Annotated in this window: 14 protein-coding genes; 5 read left to right on the top strand and 9 right to left on the bottom strand. The window is 60.1% G+C overall.

The genetic code is table 11. The annotated features are described in order from the left end of the window. Positions 1–8 precede the first annotated feature (8 nt). The 6 genes from LF252_RS14840 to LF252_RS14815 form a co-directional block, all read right to left on the bottom strand. Positions 9–806 (bottom strand): hypothetical protein, encoded by a 798-nt coding sequence (locus LF252_RS14840; protein WP_226270355.1) that lies wholly within the window; start codon positions 804–806, stop codon positions 9–11. Further along, the gene (locus LF252_RS14835; protein WP_226270354.1) at positions 769–1,794 is read right to left on the bottom strand and encodes a hypothetical protein; all 1,026 of its coding nucleotides are present in this window, start codon (positions 1,792–1,794) and stop codon (positions 769–771) included. The genes LF252_RS14840 and LF252_RS14835 overlap by 38 nt, the downstream gene beginning before the upstream one ends. Positions 1,795–1,806: 12 nt before the next feature. Continuing rightward, complete coding sequence (locus LF252_RS14830) at positions 1,807–2,382, bottom strand: hypothetical protein (RefSeq protein WP_226270353.1); 576 nt, start codon at positions 2,380–2,382, stop codon at positions 1,807–1,809. Positions 2,383–2,391: 9 nt separating this feature from the next. After that, positions 2,392–2,691 carry a helix-turn-helix domain-containing protein gene (locus LF252_RS14825; RefSeq protein WP_226270352.1) on the bottom strand — a complete coding sequence of 100 codons (300 nt, stop codon included), beginning with the start codon at positions 2,689–2,691 and terminating at the stop codon, positions 2,392–2,394. Between the two features lie 79 nt (positions 2,692–2,770). Then, entirely contained in the window at positions 2,771–3,061 is a 291-nt protein-coding gene (locus tag LF252_RS14820) for a MerR family transcriptional regulator (protein ID WP_226270351.1), read from the bottom strand. Positions 3,062–3,064: 3 nt separating this feature from the next. Further along, complete coding sequence (locus tag LF252_RS14815) at positions 3,065–3,328, bottom strand: hypothetical protein (RefSeq protein WP_226270350.1); 264 nt, start codon at positions 3,326–3,328, stop codon at positions 3,065–3,067. Between the two features lie 102 nt (positions 3,329–3,430). Between LF252_RS14815 and LF252_RS14810 the strand changes: the two genes are divergently transcribed. Then, a complete protein-coding gene (locus LF252_RS14810) occupies positions 3,431–4,309 on the top strand; it encodes a S24 family peptidase (protein WP_226270349.1) in 879 nt (292 codons plus the stop codon). 165 nt (positions 4,310–4,474) lie between these two features. On the opposite strand, the gene LF252_RS23070 is transcribed toward LF252_RS14810, so the two are convergent. Further along, entirely contained in the window at positions 4,475–6,853 is a 2,379-nt protein-coding gene (locus LF252_RS23070; protein WP_226270348.1) for an MG2 domain-containing protein, read from the bottom strand. Between the two features lie 216 nt (positions 6,854–7,069). Between LF252_RS23070 and LF252_RS14800 the strand changes: the two genes are divergently transcribed. After that, entirely contained in the window at positions 7,070–8,305 is a 1,236-nt protein-coding gene (locus LF252_RS14800; protein WP_226270347.1) for a carboxypeptidase-like regulatory domain-containing protein, read from the top strand. 25 nt (positions 8,306–8,330) lie between these two features. Here the strand turns inward: LF252_RS14800 and LF252_RS14795 are convergent, their stop codons facing one another. After that, positions 8,331–9,995 (bottom strand): hypothetical protein, encoded by a 1,665-nt coding sequence (locus tag LF252_RS14795; protein WP_226270346.1) that lies wholly within the window; start codon positions 9,993–9,995, stop codon positions 8,331–8,333. A 439-nt stretch (positions 9,996–10,434) separates the two neighbouring features. Here LF252_RS14795 and LF252_RS14790 point away from each other — a divergent pair, with 439 nt between their 5' ends. Genes LF252_RS14790 through LF252_RS14780 form a run of 3 tightly spaced genes read left to right on the top strand, consistent with a single transcriptional unit; the run spans position 10,435 to position 13,339 of the window. Beyond that, a complete protein-coding gene (locus LF252_RS14790) occupies positions 10,435–11,418 on the top strand; it encodes an AAA family ATPase (RefSeq protein WP_226270345.1) in 984 nt (327 codons plus the stop codon). 3 nt (positions 11,419–11,421) lie between these two features. Next, a complete protein-coding gene (locus LF252_RS14785) occupies positions 11,422–11,979 on the top strand; it encodes an acyltransferase (protein ID WP_226270344.1) in 558 nt (185 codons plus the stop codon). Beyond that, on the top strand, positions 11,930–13,339 hold the full coding sequence (locus tag LF252_RS14780) for a lipopolysaccharide biosynthesis protein (RefSeq protein WP_449555723.1): 1,410 nt from the start codon (positions 11,930–11,932) through the stop codon (positions 13,337–13,339). The genes LF252_RS14785 and LF252_RS14780 overlap by 50 nt, the downstream gene beginning before the upstream one ends. A gap of 142 nt (positions 13,340–13,481) precedes the next feature. On the opposite strand, the gene LF252_RS14775 is transcribed toward LF252_RS14780, so the two are convergent. Beyond that, positions 13,482–15,221, bottom strand: a complete 1,740-nt coding sequence (locus LF252_RS14775) for a T9SS type A sorting domain-containing protein (protein ID WP_226270343.1) — start codon at positions 15,219–15,221, stop codon at positions 13,482–13,484. Positions 15,222–15,283 lie beyond the last annotated feature (62 nt).

The raw sequence follows: 15,283 nt of genomic DNA, 5'->3' as shown, positions 1-15,283 counted from the left end.
CAAAAAAACTACAGGTGCTTGGGGGCAATACCGTGCCGCTGTGCGAAGCGGAGCGTACTAACCTCGTGGCGACGGGTAATGGCTCGTTGAGCGGCCTCGCCGGGCTGCCAATCGGGGCGCTGGTTGCGGTGGGTGGCGGCGTGAGTCTGCTGGCGCAGCTGCTCGGCTTCGGTACTGGAGAGCAGGCCGCGTTTTTCCTTTTGGCTGATGATGGTTAGCCGCTGGCGCAGATGCTCAGCATTGGGGTGGTCGTCGGGAATTTGGCGGCTGAGGCCGGCCACGAGTTGCGGGGCGGCCTGCTGCAGCTGGGCCAGCTCCTGCTGTTGGTTGCTGGCCTGCTGGGCCTTCCTGTCGAGGTGCTGCTGTTCAAGGCGGTGGGCCTTACGGTCAAAGTATTCGGCCAGCAGGGCGTAGATGCGGGCCGGGTCGAGGGACTGGTAGAACTTGCTGCCGCGGGTGCGGGCTTCCTTCAGGGCCAGGATGACGTCCTTGAGGCTGTCGTGGGTGTAGGTGTGGGCCAGCGTGTCGGCCAGCTCCAGAATGTCGGCCGCGTCGGGCTTGTCGGGCACCCGCAGCGAATCCAGGAACGCCCGCAGGATGATGACCAGCAGCTTAACCACCACGGTGTCGCCGGCGGGGCCATACTGCAGCTGGAAGCGGCGGCGCAGCTGGAACAGCTTGGGGGCCTGGGCGGCCGCCTGGGGCGTGAGGCCCACGGACAGCTCGGCCAGCAGGGCGCGGGCCTCCGGGTTGGGGGTGGCGGCCAGCTCACGAATCGTACTTGGAGCGGTAGCCAGTGCGAGCAAAGAGTGTTCTGGCGTCGGTGGGGCTGGCACTGCCGGGCTGGTGGGCGTGGACGCCGGGGGCCAGTTTGAGGCGGTTATCGTGAGCATCGTTGAGGAAGAATTGAATGGCGGTGGCGCGCCAGTCGCGGCGGCGGGGTGGTTCTCCTTTCTGGCGCCAGGCGCTGATGCGGGCGTGGTAGTAGCGCAGATCAGCTAGGGCGTAGTCGGTGCCCTCAAAGGCGGCGGCAAAGGCTTCGTAGCTGGCTAATTCCGAATCAGCGAATGAAACTTCCGAGCGCTGCTGGCGTCTCGGCCTGGTTGAGTTGGCTGCCGCTTGGCCCGCTGCTTCGCGCATAGCTGCCTGCTTTACCGCCTTCTTTTTTGGCGCAACTTTTTTCTTGGGGGCCTCGGCTGCGCAATCATCTGGAGCTGGTACTGAACCCCCAGCCGTTTCTTTTGAAAGCCTGTCGTCCGCCAAAGACTGCTCGTCTTGTTGTTCCTTGCTGCCTCTGCCGTTTAGTGGTAGAGGTTTATACCTACCAGAAGTTTTACCTAATAAGGAGTGTTGTTGCACTTCTGCACCTGGTAACCCCTGTTCACCTGTGGCAGAAGTGGTAACGGTAGGGTCAGGTACCGGGTACACTTCTGCCACAGGTGGCGCGGTTTCACTTGGCCCAGAAGTGGACCCGATAGGCTCATCTACCTGTGGCACTTCTGCACTCGGTAGAACAGTGAGGAAGCAGCGGCTAGGCTGGTGTTTGGAATTGCTCGGCTGGTAGGTGAGCAGGCCCCAGGCCTCGAGGTCGTACAGCTTTTCGGTGTAGGTGCTTCTGTTGCCAATGCGAGCCGCCTGCATCGTGGCCTGGTGGTCCAGGTCGAGGGCGGCGGGAAACCGCTCGGCGTTCCACTGGTAAAACAAAGCCCAATACAGGCTGATGTGGTGGGGCGTGGCGGCGGGCTGTTGGCTTAGCTGCTCATGGGCGGCGCGGGTGTGGCGGACATAGTTCATGGCGGGGCGGCACTATGCGCCTTCGCCCAGCTGCAGCGGCTCGGTGGGCTGGTCGAACAATTCCAGCTGGCGGTACTCGGTGCATTTGCCCCGCAAGGCGGCTTCAACCTCTGCTAGCGCCTGGAGAACGGCTGTTTCGAGCAGGCCGGCGTAACCGTAGGCGTGGTTAGTTTCGTCGTCGTAAGCCACGTAAGGGCTGTTGAGGTTGAGCACCTTGCCGCCGGTGAGCCGACGCTGTCCGACGAGCGTAACGCCGCCTTGCCCGATACTCAGGCCGGTAACGGTAAACTGCTCAAAGTGGGCGGGCAGCGGCTGTGCATCGTCTTCGGGCCAGTAGGTAGGCGTTTCGGTTAGCTGCTCGGTGAGTAGGCACAGATGCGGCACCAACTGGGCAAAGCGGTGGAGCAAATCCGGGTGTACCAACTCTTGAGCAGTGAGGGTGAAGGTGCGGGCCGGGGCGTCGTCAGTGCGCTGCTCCGTGAATTCGCAGGTAAGCTGCTGGTTTTTGATTTTGGCCTTCTGAATGCGAATGATGGAAGGCGTGGTGGGCGCGTCGGGCCCAACTATGGGGGCGAGTTGAGTAGTCATGTAGAACCGTTAATCAGGTAAGGGCCCGCCAAGCGGACGATTGTAGCGCGTGAGGTAGCGGTTAAGCTCAGAGAGGTAAAAGCCCCATTTCTTTTCGTTGATGCGCACGCCTTTCACGCGGCCTTTACGGCGAGCCTTCCGTAACCCCTCCGGCGTTATGTGCAGGTGAGTAGCTGCCTCGCGCACTTTCATCAAGCGGTCAGGCGGCGTGGGAGGGCCGCTGAGTTTTTCGACTTCTCTTCGGAGGCGGGCCACTTCATTTAGTAGACCGTGCCATTCGGCTTCAGAGATGAGAATAACGGCTTGCATGGTATGGACATGAAAGGTGAAACCATACCAGTTAGAACAAACCAGTCAATGCGAAGTACTGGAGGCAATCATCCCCAGCTTAAGCCGCTTGGGCGGTGCGGTGGTAGCGGCGTGGGTAGGCATCGAGCACGGAGCGGCGGAAGCCCCAATCTTTCTCGTTGAGGCGCACGCCCTGGATGCGGCCGACCCGGCGGGCCCGGCGCAGGGCTTCGGGGCAGAGGCCCAGGTAGGCGGCAGCCTGCTCGGTGGGCAATACTTCGTCGGGCGGAGGTGGGGGCGTTTGGCGCGCCTGCTCGGCGGTTTCCAGCTTTTCGAGGCGGCCCAGAATCTGCCGCCACTCCGGTTCGGGAATGAGGACGACGGTTTGCATGGGCTACTGCTTGGTGAGTTGGGCAATGCGTTCCTGGATAAGGCGCTGCGCGGCCTTCTCCTGCTCGATGGTTTCCAGCAGCGCGTTGATGATGGCCGGCGTGCCGTGGCCGCGCCGGATGACGCTGTGAATGGTGCTGCGGGAGTAGGTGTGGCCCTGCTGGCTGAGCTTGTCCAGCGTGTTCTGCACGATGGTGGTTCGGCCGCCGAACTGCTTCACCAATTCGTACAGGCTAGACTTTTCTACTTTATTACGCAACTGTTTCATGCTATTGTGCGAAAAGAGTGTATATTTGTTTTGCACCTGCCGCAAAACAGCGTACATATTACTACGCTTTTCGCACAAAAGAAAACTAATAAGCGCCTAATAATGCAACAGGTTGGTTCACAAGCTGAAAAAGAGCAGGCGAAAGGCCTAGACGCCGAGGTAGGCGCCCGGATTAAGCAACTCTTTGAGCATCATAAGCTGACGACCTACGAAGCCAGCATGAAGCTGGGGTACGGCAAATCCAGCAAGCTATACAAGGCCTTGACGGGCGAGGTAAAGCCTTCCTACGAGACGCTGTACGACATTCTAGCCACGTTCCCGGACGTGTCGGCCGACTGGCTGATGCTGGGCCGCGGGCCGATGGAGGTTGGCAGCGGTTCGGCTACGGTGCGCGTGAGCCAGCCGGGGCCCAACAGCAGCCTACAGGTGCTGACGGTAACGGTGGACAAAGACGGTGAGGAAACCACGGCCCTAGTGCCCGTGCAGGCCCAGGCCGGCTACTCGCTGCAGCACAACGAGGCCGTGTACCTGCGCGACCTGCGCCACTATAAGATACCAGGCTTTGAACACGGCTCGTACCGCGCCTTCGAGGTAGCGGGGGACAGCATGATACCCATCTTCAACCACCGCGACGTGGTGGTGTGCTCCTTCGTGGATGACCGGCGCCTGTTGGAGCCCGGGGAGGTGTACGTGGTGGTGACCAGCGAGAGTGTGATGCTCAAGCGCATCCGCCAGCAGATTACCTCGCCTGAAATGGAAGTGGTGCTGTACTCCGATAATCCGCACCGCAAGCCTTATTCCATCGAGGGCCGCGACATTCAGCAGCTGTGGCGGGTGCGGGGTTGTGTCACCAGCTTCATCCCTAGCGCCCCGGACGTAACGACCGAGCGACTGTGGGAAGTTATCGAGCTGCTGGGCCACGACCGGACCGAAGTAAAACGGTATATGATGGAAGACGCCCCCTCTAACGCCCCCCGTTGAAAACGAACAGCCGCTGCGAATCGCGCAAGTAGCTGATAGATAAAAGCTTACCGAGTCTTCCGGATTGTAGGTTCTGTCACCGTCTCTGGTACAGACACAAACAGGCTCGGGGCCAACAATCATTCAAAAATATGGTTGTTGGCCCCGAGCCTGTTTGTGTCTGCTCTAGTTCTTTTCCTGAACCCGCAGTGAGGTGGTACCATACAGGGGGATGTGGGCCGCCGCTAAGCCTTCGGCAGAAACTGTGAAGGAACCCTTTGCATCCGAAGTGTAGAAAGTGAATTGAGCTGTGCCATCGGGCTGAGTACGGATGGTTGGAGCCCAAAAGAGGGTCACGTGGCGCGGGTCTGGCTGGGTTGAGCTAGTGGCAGTATAGCGAGGCATGTAGAACTCGCGGGCTTGGTAGTAGCTCGGTAAAGAAGTGGTAATAACCGGCGTGTTTCCCGAGAGGCGTTGCTCTTGTTTAGGGGTATCGATGCTGCGGTTACGAGAATGAAGTATAATCACGCCGCCATAAGCCTGGGTCCCAAACATATTAGCGGCGTTCTGTTTGAGAATGTCGATGGTTTCAATTTCGGCTAGCGGTACAGTGGCAAACTGCGCCCCCGAGATAATATTGCCGTCGAGCATATATAGAGGCGGAATGAGGGAGGGGCCGCCGGTTTTGTCGTTATGCAATGTTATGGCGCCCCGAATGTTGACGGATTCTCCGTTCACCAACACGCCGGCTACTCGCCCGCGGAGGTATTGCACCACTGTTTGGGAACCGGCAGTAGCCGCCAAATGTCCTACAGGTAGATAAATAGCGGCCGGACTATTATAGGTGCGCGCCACCCCGTCGGTTGGCTTGGTGGTGGGACCAGATTGCCCTTTGATTACCACATTACCCAACGCAACCGTGCCAGAGGTGGTCCAGACCGGGGTTGAGCTGGCCTGCTGCTTGGCGTACTGTAGCATATTGCCAGAGGCAACCAAGTCGGCAGGCCAGGGAGTAGTGAAAGATGGTGAAGGCTGAAGCTGCAGATACCCACCTCGCTCGGCTTTGGGCAGCTGGGCCCGCAGCATTACCAGGGCCGTATCGGCACCATCGAGCCCCCGGAACAGGAACCGGCCGTTGGCATCGGTAGTGACTTGCCCTTCGCGGGATGGGCTGGTTTGCAGGTAGGATACTTGCTGTTGCGCTAGTGGCTGACCTGTTGAATTCAGAAGCTGCCCGGCTACCGTCAGGCCAGTTTCCAGCGCATAGGCCGGAGGAGGCGTGGGACCAGTCATCAGTTGCTTCCAGACAAAGCGCCGCCAGCCCTGGGTCATCAACAAATTATTGAGGGCTTGCTGGATGGCTGGGGTTTGGGGTTGTTGCAGGTAGTAACCGGGAGTTTCAACCGGCCCCGCCAAATCGGAGGTCAGCAGCAGATGCGAAGTGATAGTGCCTACCCAGCCGGCTACCGCCGGGGAAGCATCGGCCAGCGTAACAGCCACCGAAAAATCCCCGGCTACGGGCTGTCCGGTTTCATTGGTAGCCCGCAAGGTGGCGCGCACTGCTTCCCGCGGGCCATAATTGGCTTTATCGAGGCTGAGGGTCAGTCGGGCTTGCTCGCGGGGCGGAATGAATGCCAGCCGTTCGCAGAGGGCAGTGCCCTGCGCATCGAACAGGGTGAGGTGGGTTAATCCGGCCTGAAATTTAGCCTTGGGCAGCCGTGCCACCACCGGAGCAGTGCCGGTAACCTGTATCTGGGCCGCGTAAGGTACTTGCTCCCGCACGTGCGCCAGCAGAATCACGGGTTGGTCGGTCGCTTCGGTAGGTGATGCCCGGCGGGTTAGCGTAACGACCAACTCTTCCGGGTTTTCGCTCAGGTGCATGTTGTAGCCTGTAGCCGTAGCCGCTGGCAATGCATACCGCACGCTGGCTCCCTGGGACGTTTGTATTATTGCCTGGTACTGGCGGCCCGCCACGGGGGTAAACGCAAAAGACCCCATACCCCGGTACGTGCTGGCAAAGCGCCCAACCGGTTGGTTCTGGTCATCTACAATCTGCCCCTGTACATCTACGCCCCGGCCATCGGGCCCAACGGCTTTGAAGCCAACCGTACCCGCAACGCCGGCTAGCAGCGTGCCGCTTTCCGGAAAGAACTGTACATCAGGGCGAGTACGGGCGGCTGAGGTTTGGGAAGCAGTGGAACTGACCAGCGTAAGCGGCCGGGTAAACAAAAAGTCTGGGCCGGCATTGCGCATCCAGTTGGTGTAAGCGCGCAGCTGATACGTACCGCCCGGCAGCGTATCGGGTAGCGTAATATCAGCGGGAGCCATGCCTTTCTCGAGGCGTAGGGTGCGGCGCGCAACCAGCTTTTGGCGGGGTGAGAACAGCTCCACGTACAACACGTGGCTTAGCGTATCGGGCCGGTGCGAATCGGCCTCCACCACATATGCCTTCAGCCAGATGGTTTGGCCGGGTGCGTAATACGGCCGGTCTAGGTGCAGATAGGCTTTTTCGGGTAGTGTTTCGGCGTAGAAATGCAGCAGGCTGCGAACAATACGGCGGGCCACAGAGTCATCGGCAGGCCCTTTTTGAAAGGCACAAAGCCCAATCAGACCGACAAGCAGAAGGCCATATACGGCCCGGGGCAAATGGAATAGCATGCGTAAGAATGGATAGGAAGTAGATGAGAAAGCCGAGCAGGCAAAGTTGCCCGAAGCAGTTTAATAATAAACTGAAAATATGCTACTATTACTCCGCGCCTTACATCTATTCCTACTTCCCTCATGGCTATTCGAATTTATTCCTTGCTGTTGTGCTTAGGCCTGTGCTGGGCCCCGATGTTACGTGCTGAGGCGCAGGCAACTATCCAAGGGCAGGTGACGGATGCCCGCACCAAGGAGCCCTTGCCTTTCGCGGGCGTGTTCCTGGCCAATACTACCTACGGTACCACTGCTGACTCTATTGGTCAGTACCGGCTCGGCGGGGTTGCTCCGGGCCAGTACGAAATGGTAGTTTCTTATCTGGGGTATCAGTTGTACAAGAAGACTATCACGGTGCAGCAGTCGGTAACCATGCCGATAGCGCTGCAGCCCGCCGCCGCCCAGCTGGGCGAGGTGGTGGTGCGCCCCAAAAACAAGCCCGCCGACTATCAGAAGTTCACACGCCTGTTTTTGGGCAACAGTGCGCTGTCGTTGAAGTGCCGAATTGAAAATCCCCAGGAAGTATATGTAGCCTACGACCCAGCAGCCCGCGAGCTGACGGCCGTGGCCCCTAAAACGCTTAAAGTGCTAAACCCCGTACTGGGCTACCGCATCACCTACCACCGGCTCGATTTTAAAGTGAATTACCGGATGGGGACAGTCACGCTGTTGGGCTGGCCGGTATTTGAGGAGCTCACCCCAGCCAACCCCCAACAGCAACAGCACTGGCTGGAGCAGCGGCGGCAAGCCTATCTGGGCTCCCTGGCGCATTTTCTGCGGAGCGTACGTACCAATCAGGTGCAGAGCGAAGGGTTTGTGGTTCGCCCTCTGATAACGGAGCCTGATAACCCGCAAACCCAGCTGCATGTGCAGCAGGCAGGTGATTCGCTGGCCGCTGTGCAGACGTTGAACGGGCTTACCTCGCGGATATACCAGCAGGAGCTGGCGGCCGCCGATATTCGCCGGCTAGTGCCTGATACCACGCACGTGCAGCTGCAGTACAAACACTCGCTCCAGGTAACCTATGTGGCCGAGAAGCCCGAAGATACTTTTGTGGCAGAAACGCGGATGCAGCGGCAGTTTGCTCAGCAGGAAATGCAAAAGCGCAAGTACATGGGCTCTAACACCAACGCCATTATCCGGGGTACAACAGATCCGGTGCAGCAGGTATCGGAAATCCGCTTTTTGGGGCCGGTGGCCGAAATTCAGCCCAACGGCTACCTGCTCAACCCGCTGAGTATTCGGGTTGATGGCTACTGGGGCTACGAGCGGGTAGGCGAGTCGCTGCCCCTTGACTATACCCCAAGCCTGCTGAAGTAAACCGGCCTGCGCGGTTCCTGCCGTGTCAGCGCACTTCTACTCCCTGGCTGTAGGAGGCACCGTCGGAAGTGGTGAGTTGCAGCACGTACAGGCCATTGGGCAGGGAAGTACAATCAAACGTAGCCTGTAGATGAGCCGCCGGGCTGGCTGAAATGGTCTGGACTGCTACCTGAAGGCCAAGCGCATTGGTGAGGGTTGCCTTGCCGCCCAACCGCATGCCCGCGTCACCCCAAACGAGCCTGGCCACAATACGGCCCCGGGCCGGGTTCGGAAACACCTCAAGCGTGGGGCGGGTACCAAGCGTAGGCTGCCGAATGGTGAGCCGGGCGACAAAGCCATCGGTACGGTCGGCGGTTTGCAGGGTGGTAGGGCCGAACGAGGCCGTGCCAGCAAGGGTGCCGGCCAGGTAGAGCTGGCCGCTGGTGCTTTGGGCAAGGTCGTAGCCTCGGCAGCTGCCGGTGGTACCAACCACATCAGACGTGTACAGAACCCCGTTAGGCTGAAAGCTGTGGAGCAGCAGCTTGGGCTCGAAGTTTTGGTTCAGGCGCTGGCCTACGAGGGTACTAAAACCGTCGGCATCGGTAACAAGCTGGGTGCTGTACTCCGGAGCAGGAGTGCCGGTGCTTCGGGCCCACTGCACTACGCCGGCCTGAGTGTAGCGGGCAACAAAAAGATCGGTCTGCCCGGCATCATTGCCCAGTAATGGATGGCCCCCCAGCGACGTGACGCCGGAAAATTCGCCGGCCACGTACACGTTACCCAGACGGTCGGTGGCCAGCGTGGCAATGCGCACATTATTGTTGGCCGAGGGAGTACCGGTGCCCCCGCCCTGCTTCAGCCACTGTAAAGCCCCGGTAGTTGTCGAAAGTCTGGCCAGGTAAGAATCGGTGCCAATGGTAGTGAGAGCCGCGCCGTCCAACGTCATGTCGTTGTTGAAAAAACCGCCCACGTAGCAGTTGCCGCGTCCATCCAGCGCAACGTCGCTGCCGCTGGCCCCGAAGGTGGAATAGTTGCCGGAAACCTTGGCCCAGGCTACCTCGCCGGTAGTGCGGTAAGCGGCCACGTACATCACCCGTCGGCTGCCGGGGCTGTGGATTTTGTTGCCAAACTCAATGTTGCCGTAGTCCGACTGCCCCGTAATGTAGCTGGTGCCCGTGGCATCGGTAGCAATGGCGTAAGCATAGCAGCTAAACTGCCGGATTCCGAAGCGTTGCGCCCATTGCACCTGGCCCCGGCTGTTGATCTTCGTGATGAGACCGGTCTGGAAGCCGTCACTATAGTTTTGCAGCGTACCGCCGGAGTAGGAAATGCTGCCCGTGAAATTGCCCAGTACATACACGTTGCCGGCCGCATCCATGGCTATGGCTTTGCCGCTGGCGCTGGCCTGGTAGTACGAGGGTGCGCTCGAGTTCTGGCCAAACTGCGCGGCCCACACTGCGCGGCCCTGGGCGCCATAGCGCACCACAAACAAATCCTCGGAGCCCCGACTGGTAAGCGTGAGCTTATCAAAGCAGATAGTGCCCCGGAAGGAGCCCGTAACCACGCTGCCACCATAGCCATCGAGGGCCACGCCCCGGGACTGTACGTTGCCGCCGGAGCTTTGCAGTTGAGTAAGCTGCTGCCAACTGACTTGCGCTAGGCTTTCGAAGCCAGCTAATACCAGCATTACAAGGATAGTAAGCGTTTTCATAGAACAGAAAATTGGATGGAACAACAAACCCGGCCGCGCCCATTCATTGGCCACAAAGCCAAAGGCGCGACACACGAAAGCAATAGGGGAGAGGAAAGTCCGGCAGCAAAAAGCAGCGTAGCCTATCAGGCTGGCAGCACAAAATGTCAACAGCTTCAGTCAGGGAAGATAGAAACTTTGTTATAGATTATATCATACTTAAACATGAATTTTTAATAAAAAAATACAAGCTGAGCTGTTCTGCGGACACGTTGTGTGAACAAGTATCTGGCTATATGTAGGAAGTAGGTAGTCTTCGCGAAGCTCCAGAACCGTTTGCAAACAGGGCTTTAGTGGGGTCAGCCTCAGCGTACCAGTTGATTCTGAAAGCGCAGAAACGCCGCCGGGTAATGGCGCCGTTTTTCTACCTTTAAGCGCTTTCCATTCGTTTCGCAGTTGTATGATGCCTCCCCAGTCTGGCTCGGCTACCGATTATCCGCAGAAAATCAAACAGGTGTTTGCCGAAGTAGGTAAGGTGGTAGTGGGCCAGCAGTACATGCTGAACCGGCTGCTGATAGGCCTGTTTACGGGCGGCCATATTCTGCTGGAAGGCGTGCCGGGCTTGGCCAAAACCCTTACTATCAGCACGCTGTCACGGGTGCTGCACCTGCACTTCCAGCGCGTGCAGTTCACCCCCGATTTGCTGCCTTCCGATTTGGTGGGCACCATGATTTACAACCAGGGGCAGTCGGTGTTTGAGGTGAAGAAAGGGCCGATTTTCGCTAACCTCGTGCTGGCCGACGAAATCAACCGCTCCCCGGCCAAGGTGCAGAGTGCCCTGCTGGAAGCCATGCAGGAAAAGCAGGTAACCATTGGCGAAACCACCTACTCGCTGGATTTGCCGTTTCTGGTGCTGGCCACCCAAAACCCGGTGGAGCAGGAGGGCACCTACCCGCTGCCCGAGGCTCAGGTAGACCGCTTCATGATGAAAGTGTATGTGGATTACCTCAAGAAAGCCGACGAGCTGGAGGTGATGCGCCGCATGGCCAATATGAGCTACGTGGGCGAGGTAAGTCCGGTGCTCACCAAGGAGGATATCTTCGGTATCCGGCAGCAGATCAACCAAGTGCAGATTTCCGAAACGCTGGAGAAATACATCATTGAGCTGGTATTTGCCACCCGTCGCCCTGCTGACTACGACTTGGCCGATTATCAGCAGTACGTGCAGTTTGGGGTGAGTCCCCGGGCCAGCATTGCCCTGCACCGCGCCGCCAAAGCTGTAGCCTACCTGGATGAGCGGGATTATGTGCTGCCCGAAGACATCAAAGAAGTGGCCACCGACGTGCTCAACCACCGCATCCTGCTAAACTACGAGGCCGAGGCCGACGGCGTGCGGACACAGGACATGATTGAGGCCATTCTGCGCAAGGTTCCAATCAGCTAATCCATGCAGCACGGGCTGAAAAAGTGGGTGTACCAGGTGCTGCGCCTGCGGCCCGAAATGCCGATGCATTTCTACGCGCTGGACGTGCTGTTCCGGCGGGCGCTGCGCCAGAACGCGGGCGTGCCGTGGGCCGTGCACCACACCAGCACCATTCACAGCCCCGAGCGCCTCACGGTGGGCCGCGGCACTTTTCCCGGCGACTCGCCCGGTGTGTACATCAACGCCGACAACGGCGTGTACGTGGGCGACTTTACCAACCTGGGTCCGCAGGTGGGCCTGATTTCAGCCAACCACGACGCCGTGGCCAACGCCGAGCGGGTAGCCGCCGAGCCGCTGCGCATCGGCCGGTTCTGCTGGCTGGGGATGGGGGCCGTGGTGCTGCCCGGCGTGCAGCTCGGCGACTTTACCGTGGTGGGAGCCGGGGCCGTGGTAACGCGCAGCTTCCCGGCGGGCTACTGCGTAGTGGCCGGCAACCCCGCCCGCCTCATCCGTCACCTTGACCCCGCCGCCTGTGATGCCCAAGCCCGGAGCACCTACGCGCAGCACGCTGCTGGGCACTAGCGCCTACCTGTTCCTCATCCGGTTTTTTCCCACGCTGGCCAGCGTGGCGGCGTTGGTGTGGCTGGCCCGGCACACACCGGCAGCCTGGTACGGCCGCTACCAGAGTTTCTGGGTGCAGTGGCAGGTGCTGCACGTGGTGGCCTGCCTGGGGTTGCCTACGCTGGTGCTCACGTACCCGGCGGCCACCGTGGCGGCCCTGGGCCGCCAGCTGCGTCCTAAGCACTGGGCCGCACTGGCGGGGTGGGCGGGCCTATGTGCCGGCGGGCTGGTGCTGGCTCAGTACGCCACAGGCTCCGTGTTTGCGGGCTGGCAGAGCGGGGCGTTTCTGCTGCTGAATGTACCCGTGGCAGTGCTGGAAGCCTATGTTCTGCTGGGCCGGCAGTTCCGTTCGGCGGCGCTGGTCAGCATTGCCTACGCTGGCTTGTTTGCCCTGAGCCATGTGCTGCTAGTAGCCAATTTGCTTGGCAGTGAGCAGTTGATGAATCTGCTATTGCTGGGCAATGGGCTGCGGCTGCTGGCCCTGGCTCGGCTGGCGCAACGACAATTTCAGCACAGCCAGTCACCGGCCGAACTGCCGGCCGGCCGGCAAAACCTGTGGGTGCATACGGCCCTGAACGAAGTAGTGCAGATTCTGTTCCGGTGGGTAGATAAGCTGGCAATAAGCTTTCTATTGCCGGCCACGCTGTTCGCATTTTATTTTAATGGCACCATTGATGTGCCCTTTCTACCGATACTGTTGGGGGCGGCGGGTAGCGCGTTGTTGCTGCATTTCCACGAACCGGAAGTGTCGGACTCGCAGCGGGTAGAGCTGCTAAAAGCTACGGCCCGGCTGCTGGGGAGGCTGGTGTTTCCGTTGTTTTTCCTGTTGGTGCTGTTTCGGGGGGAGCTGTTTGGGGTAGTATTTACCCACCGCTACGATGCCGCCGTGCCGCTGTTCCTGCTTTCGTCCCTGGTTATCCCGTTGCGAGCGTACAACTTCACGGCTTTGCTGCAGCACAAGGGACAGGGGCGCATTATTACCACCGGGGCCGTGCTGGATTTGCTGGTGGCACTGGTACTCATGTACCCGCTGTACCATTGGCTGGGGTTGCGCGGGGTAGCCCTGGCCTTTGTTATCAGCACCTGGCTGCAGGCTGGTTACTATCTGGGGCACACGGCACGCCTGCTGGGCCAACCATGGTACCAGCTGTTGCCGCTACGGGCCTGGACCGGGCAGCTGGCCGGGTTTGGAGTAGGTATTTGGGCGCTGCATAAGCTGCTGGCACAGTGGCTCCCGGAGGCCGGCGTGCTATACGTTGGGACCGGCTGCGTGGGGTTGCTGCTGGCAGTGCAGCTGTGGCAGGCCCGGCGCGCTGGCTGAGGCTCGGCAACCACAGCAGTGCGGCAACAGGCCGCCGTACAGAGGCGTAGCCGAAACACAACAATCGGTCGGTACTGAAATAAAAAGAGGAAGCCCGGAACAGCGTCCGGGCTTCCTCTTTCTTTCGTCGCTTTGCGGCTGACTACTTCGTTACAATGAAGCGCACCAATTGGCGAGTTTCCGCAGTGGTTACCTGGGCCGTGTACACACCGGCTTGGAGCGTGGCGGGCAGAGCAATCTGCTGAGTACCGGCGGCCAGTTTGCCGTTCGTCAGCACGGTGGCTACTACGCGGCCGGTTACATCCAGCACGCGCACCGAGGCAGTACCGCTGCGCTTCAGTTCAAAGTTCAGCATGGCCTCGCCGGCCGTGGGGTTCGGCGACACCGTCAGCTGCTGCACCTGGTCCGAAGCCGCCTTCACCGCCAGCACCTGGCCGGGCGTGTTGTAGCAGGTAATCTGGGGGTTGAAGTTGGCCCAGCCCTCAGCCCAGTTGGTGCTACCAAAAGCACCGCGGTAGGTTACCACATCAAAAGTGCTGTTGGGGCCACCGTTACCGTTGCCGGTGAGCTTGGTGCTGGTGAAAGCCGCGCCCGAGTTCAGGAGCGAAGCAGCGGGCAGCTGCAGGCTCGGGATGCAAGCCTTGCTGGTGGTGCAGTTGCCTTCGAAAGCGAAGTTGTCGCCGTTCAGGCCCAGCTGGGCTACCGTGCGGGTCGTGTCGTTGTTGCTGGCCAGGAACGTGTTGATGCTGAAGCCGGCAGTGGTGCCGCTGTTGCTGGTTACGCGGCCAGCCCGGCCGGGGGTGGCGTAGCCCGCCAGCACGTTGTTCTGGAAAGCCAGCGAGCCGCTAGCGGCATTGGCCGTGGTGAGGTTGGTCGAGTTGCTGTTCAGGTTCAGCCCGTAAGGCCGGCCCGCAAACACGGAGTTGAAGATGCTCTCTGCGGAGTTGCGCCGAATCAGCGCTCCATCGGCGTTGTTGAATGGCGAGGCGGGCGTGGGCGAGGTGGGCAGGAAAACGGTGATGTTCGTAAACACGGCCGAGGTCTGGGGCAGGTTGGTAGAGCCGTTGGCGTCGTTGTCACTCTCGAAGCCGTTGGATACCCCACCGGTAGCCGTGTCACCGCGGCGCGGGTCGCGGATGGCCAGGCCGTATTGCACTCGGCCCGAGAAGCCGTTGTCGGTGTCGAAGTCGTCGTCGGTAGCGCCCAGCGAAATCAGGTACTTGGCATTCACCGAGCCGCCAAACCACTCAAAGGAGTCGTCGCCGGAGGCCGTAACCTGCACGTGGTCGATGGTGGTGCCGGAGCCTACGCCGGCCAGCGTGAGGCCGTTGATTTCGTTGTTGGGCAGGAAGGCAATGCCCCCAAACTCGATGCGCACGTACTGCAGCACGCCGGAGTTATCGGCCGAGTTGGTACCGCCGAAGGTAGCCACCACGCCGCCCTCTACCGAGGGGTTGCCGGGAATGTTCACCGGAGCGCGTCCGCAGATAATCAGCCCGCCCCAGTCGCCGGGGTTACGCTGGCCTGCCGGCTGGTTGGAGGTAAACACGATGGGCTGCGTAGCCGTGCCAGTGGCGTTAATCTTACCACCCTGCCGGATAATCAGCGCGCCCTGGTTGGTCAGGTCACCTTTAATGATGGTGCCTGGCTCAATCGTCAGCGTCACGCCGTCGTTCACGTACACGGCCCCGTTGAGCAGGTAGATGTTGTTGCGCGTCCAGGTGGTGTTCTGGGTGATTTCAAAGCCGGACTTGTCGGGCTTGCCGAGGCCTACCGATACCACGTTGGAGGCCGTAGCCGGGCACGACGTCTGGGCCTGCGTGGCAAGCGAGGAACCGGCCACCAGTAGTGCCGTCAGAACCGGGAGTACAAGCTTTTTCATGGGATGGAAACGATGCGTAGTAGGAGGAAGAATGACGCCACAAAGGTGCAGCCGCCCACCCC

Origin of the sequence: Hymenobacter pini, from assembly GCF_020421205.1 — a bacterium.
GTDB lineage: Bacteria > Bacteroidota > Bacteroidia > Cytophagales > Hymenobacteraceae > Hymenobacter > Hymenobacter pini.
This window is presented reverse-complemented; position numbering and strand designations above follow the sequence as displayed.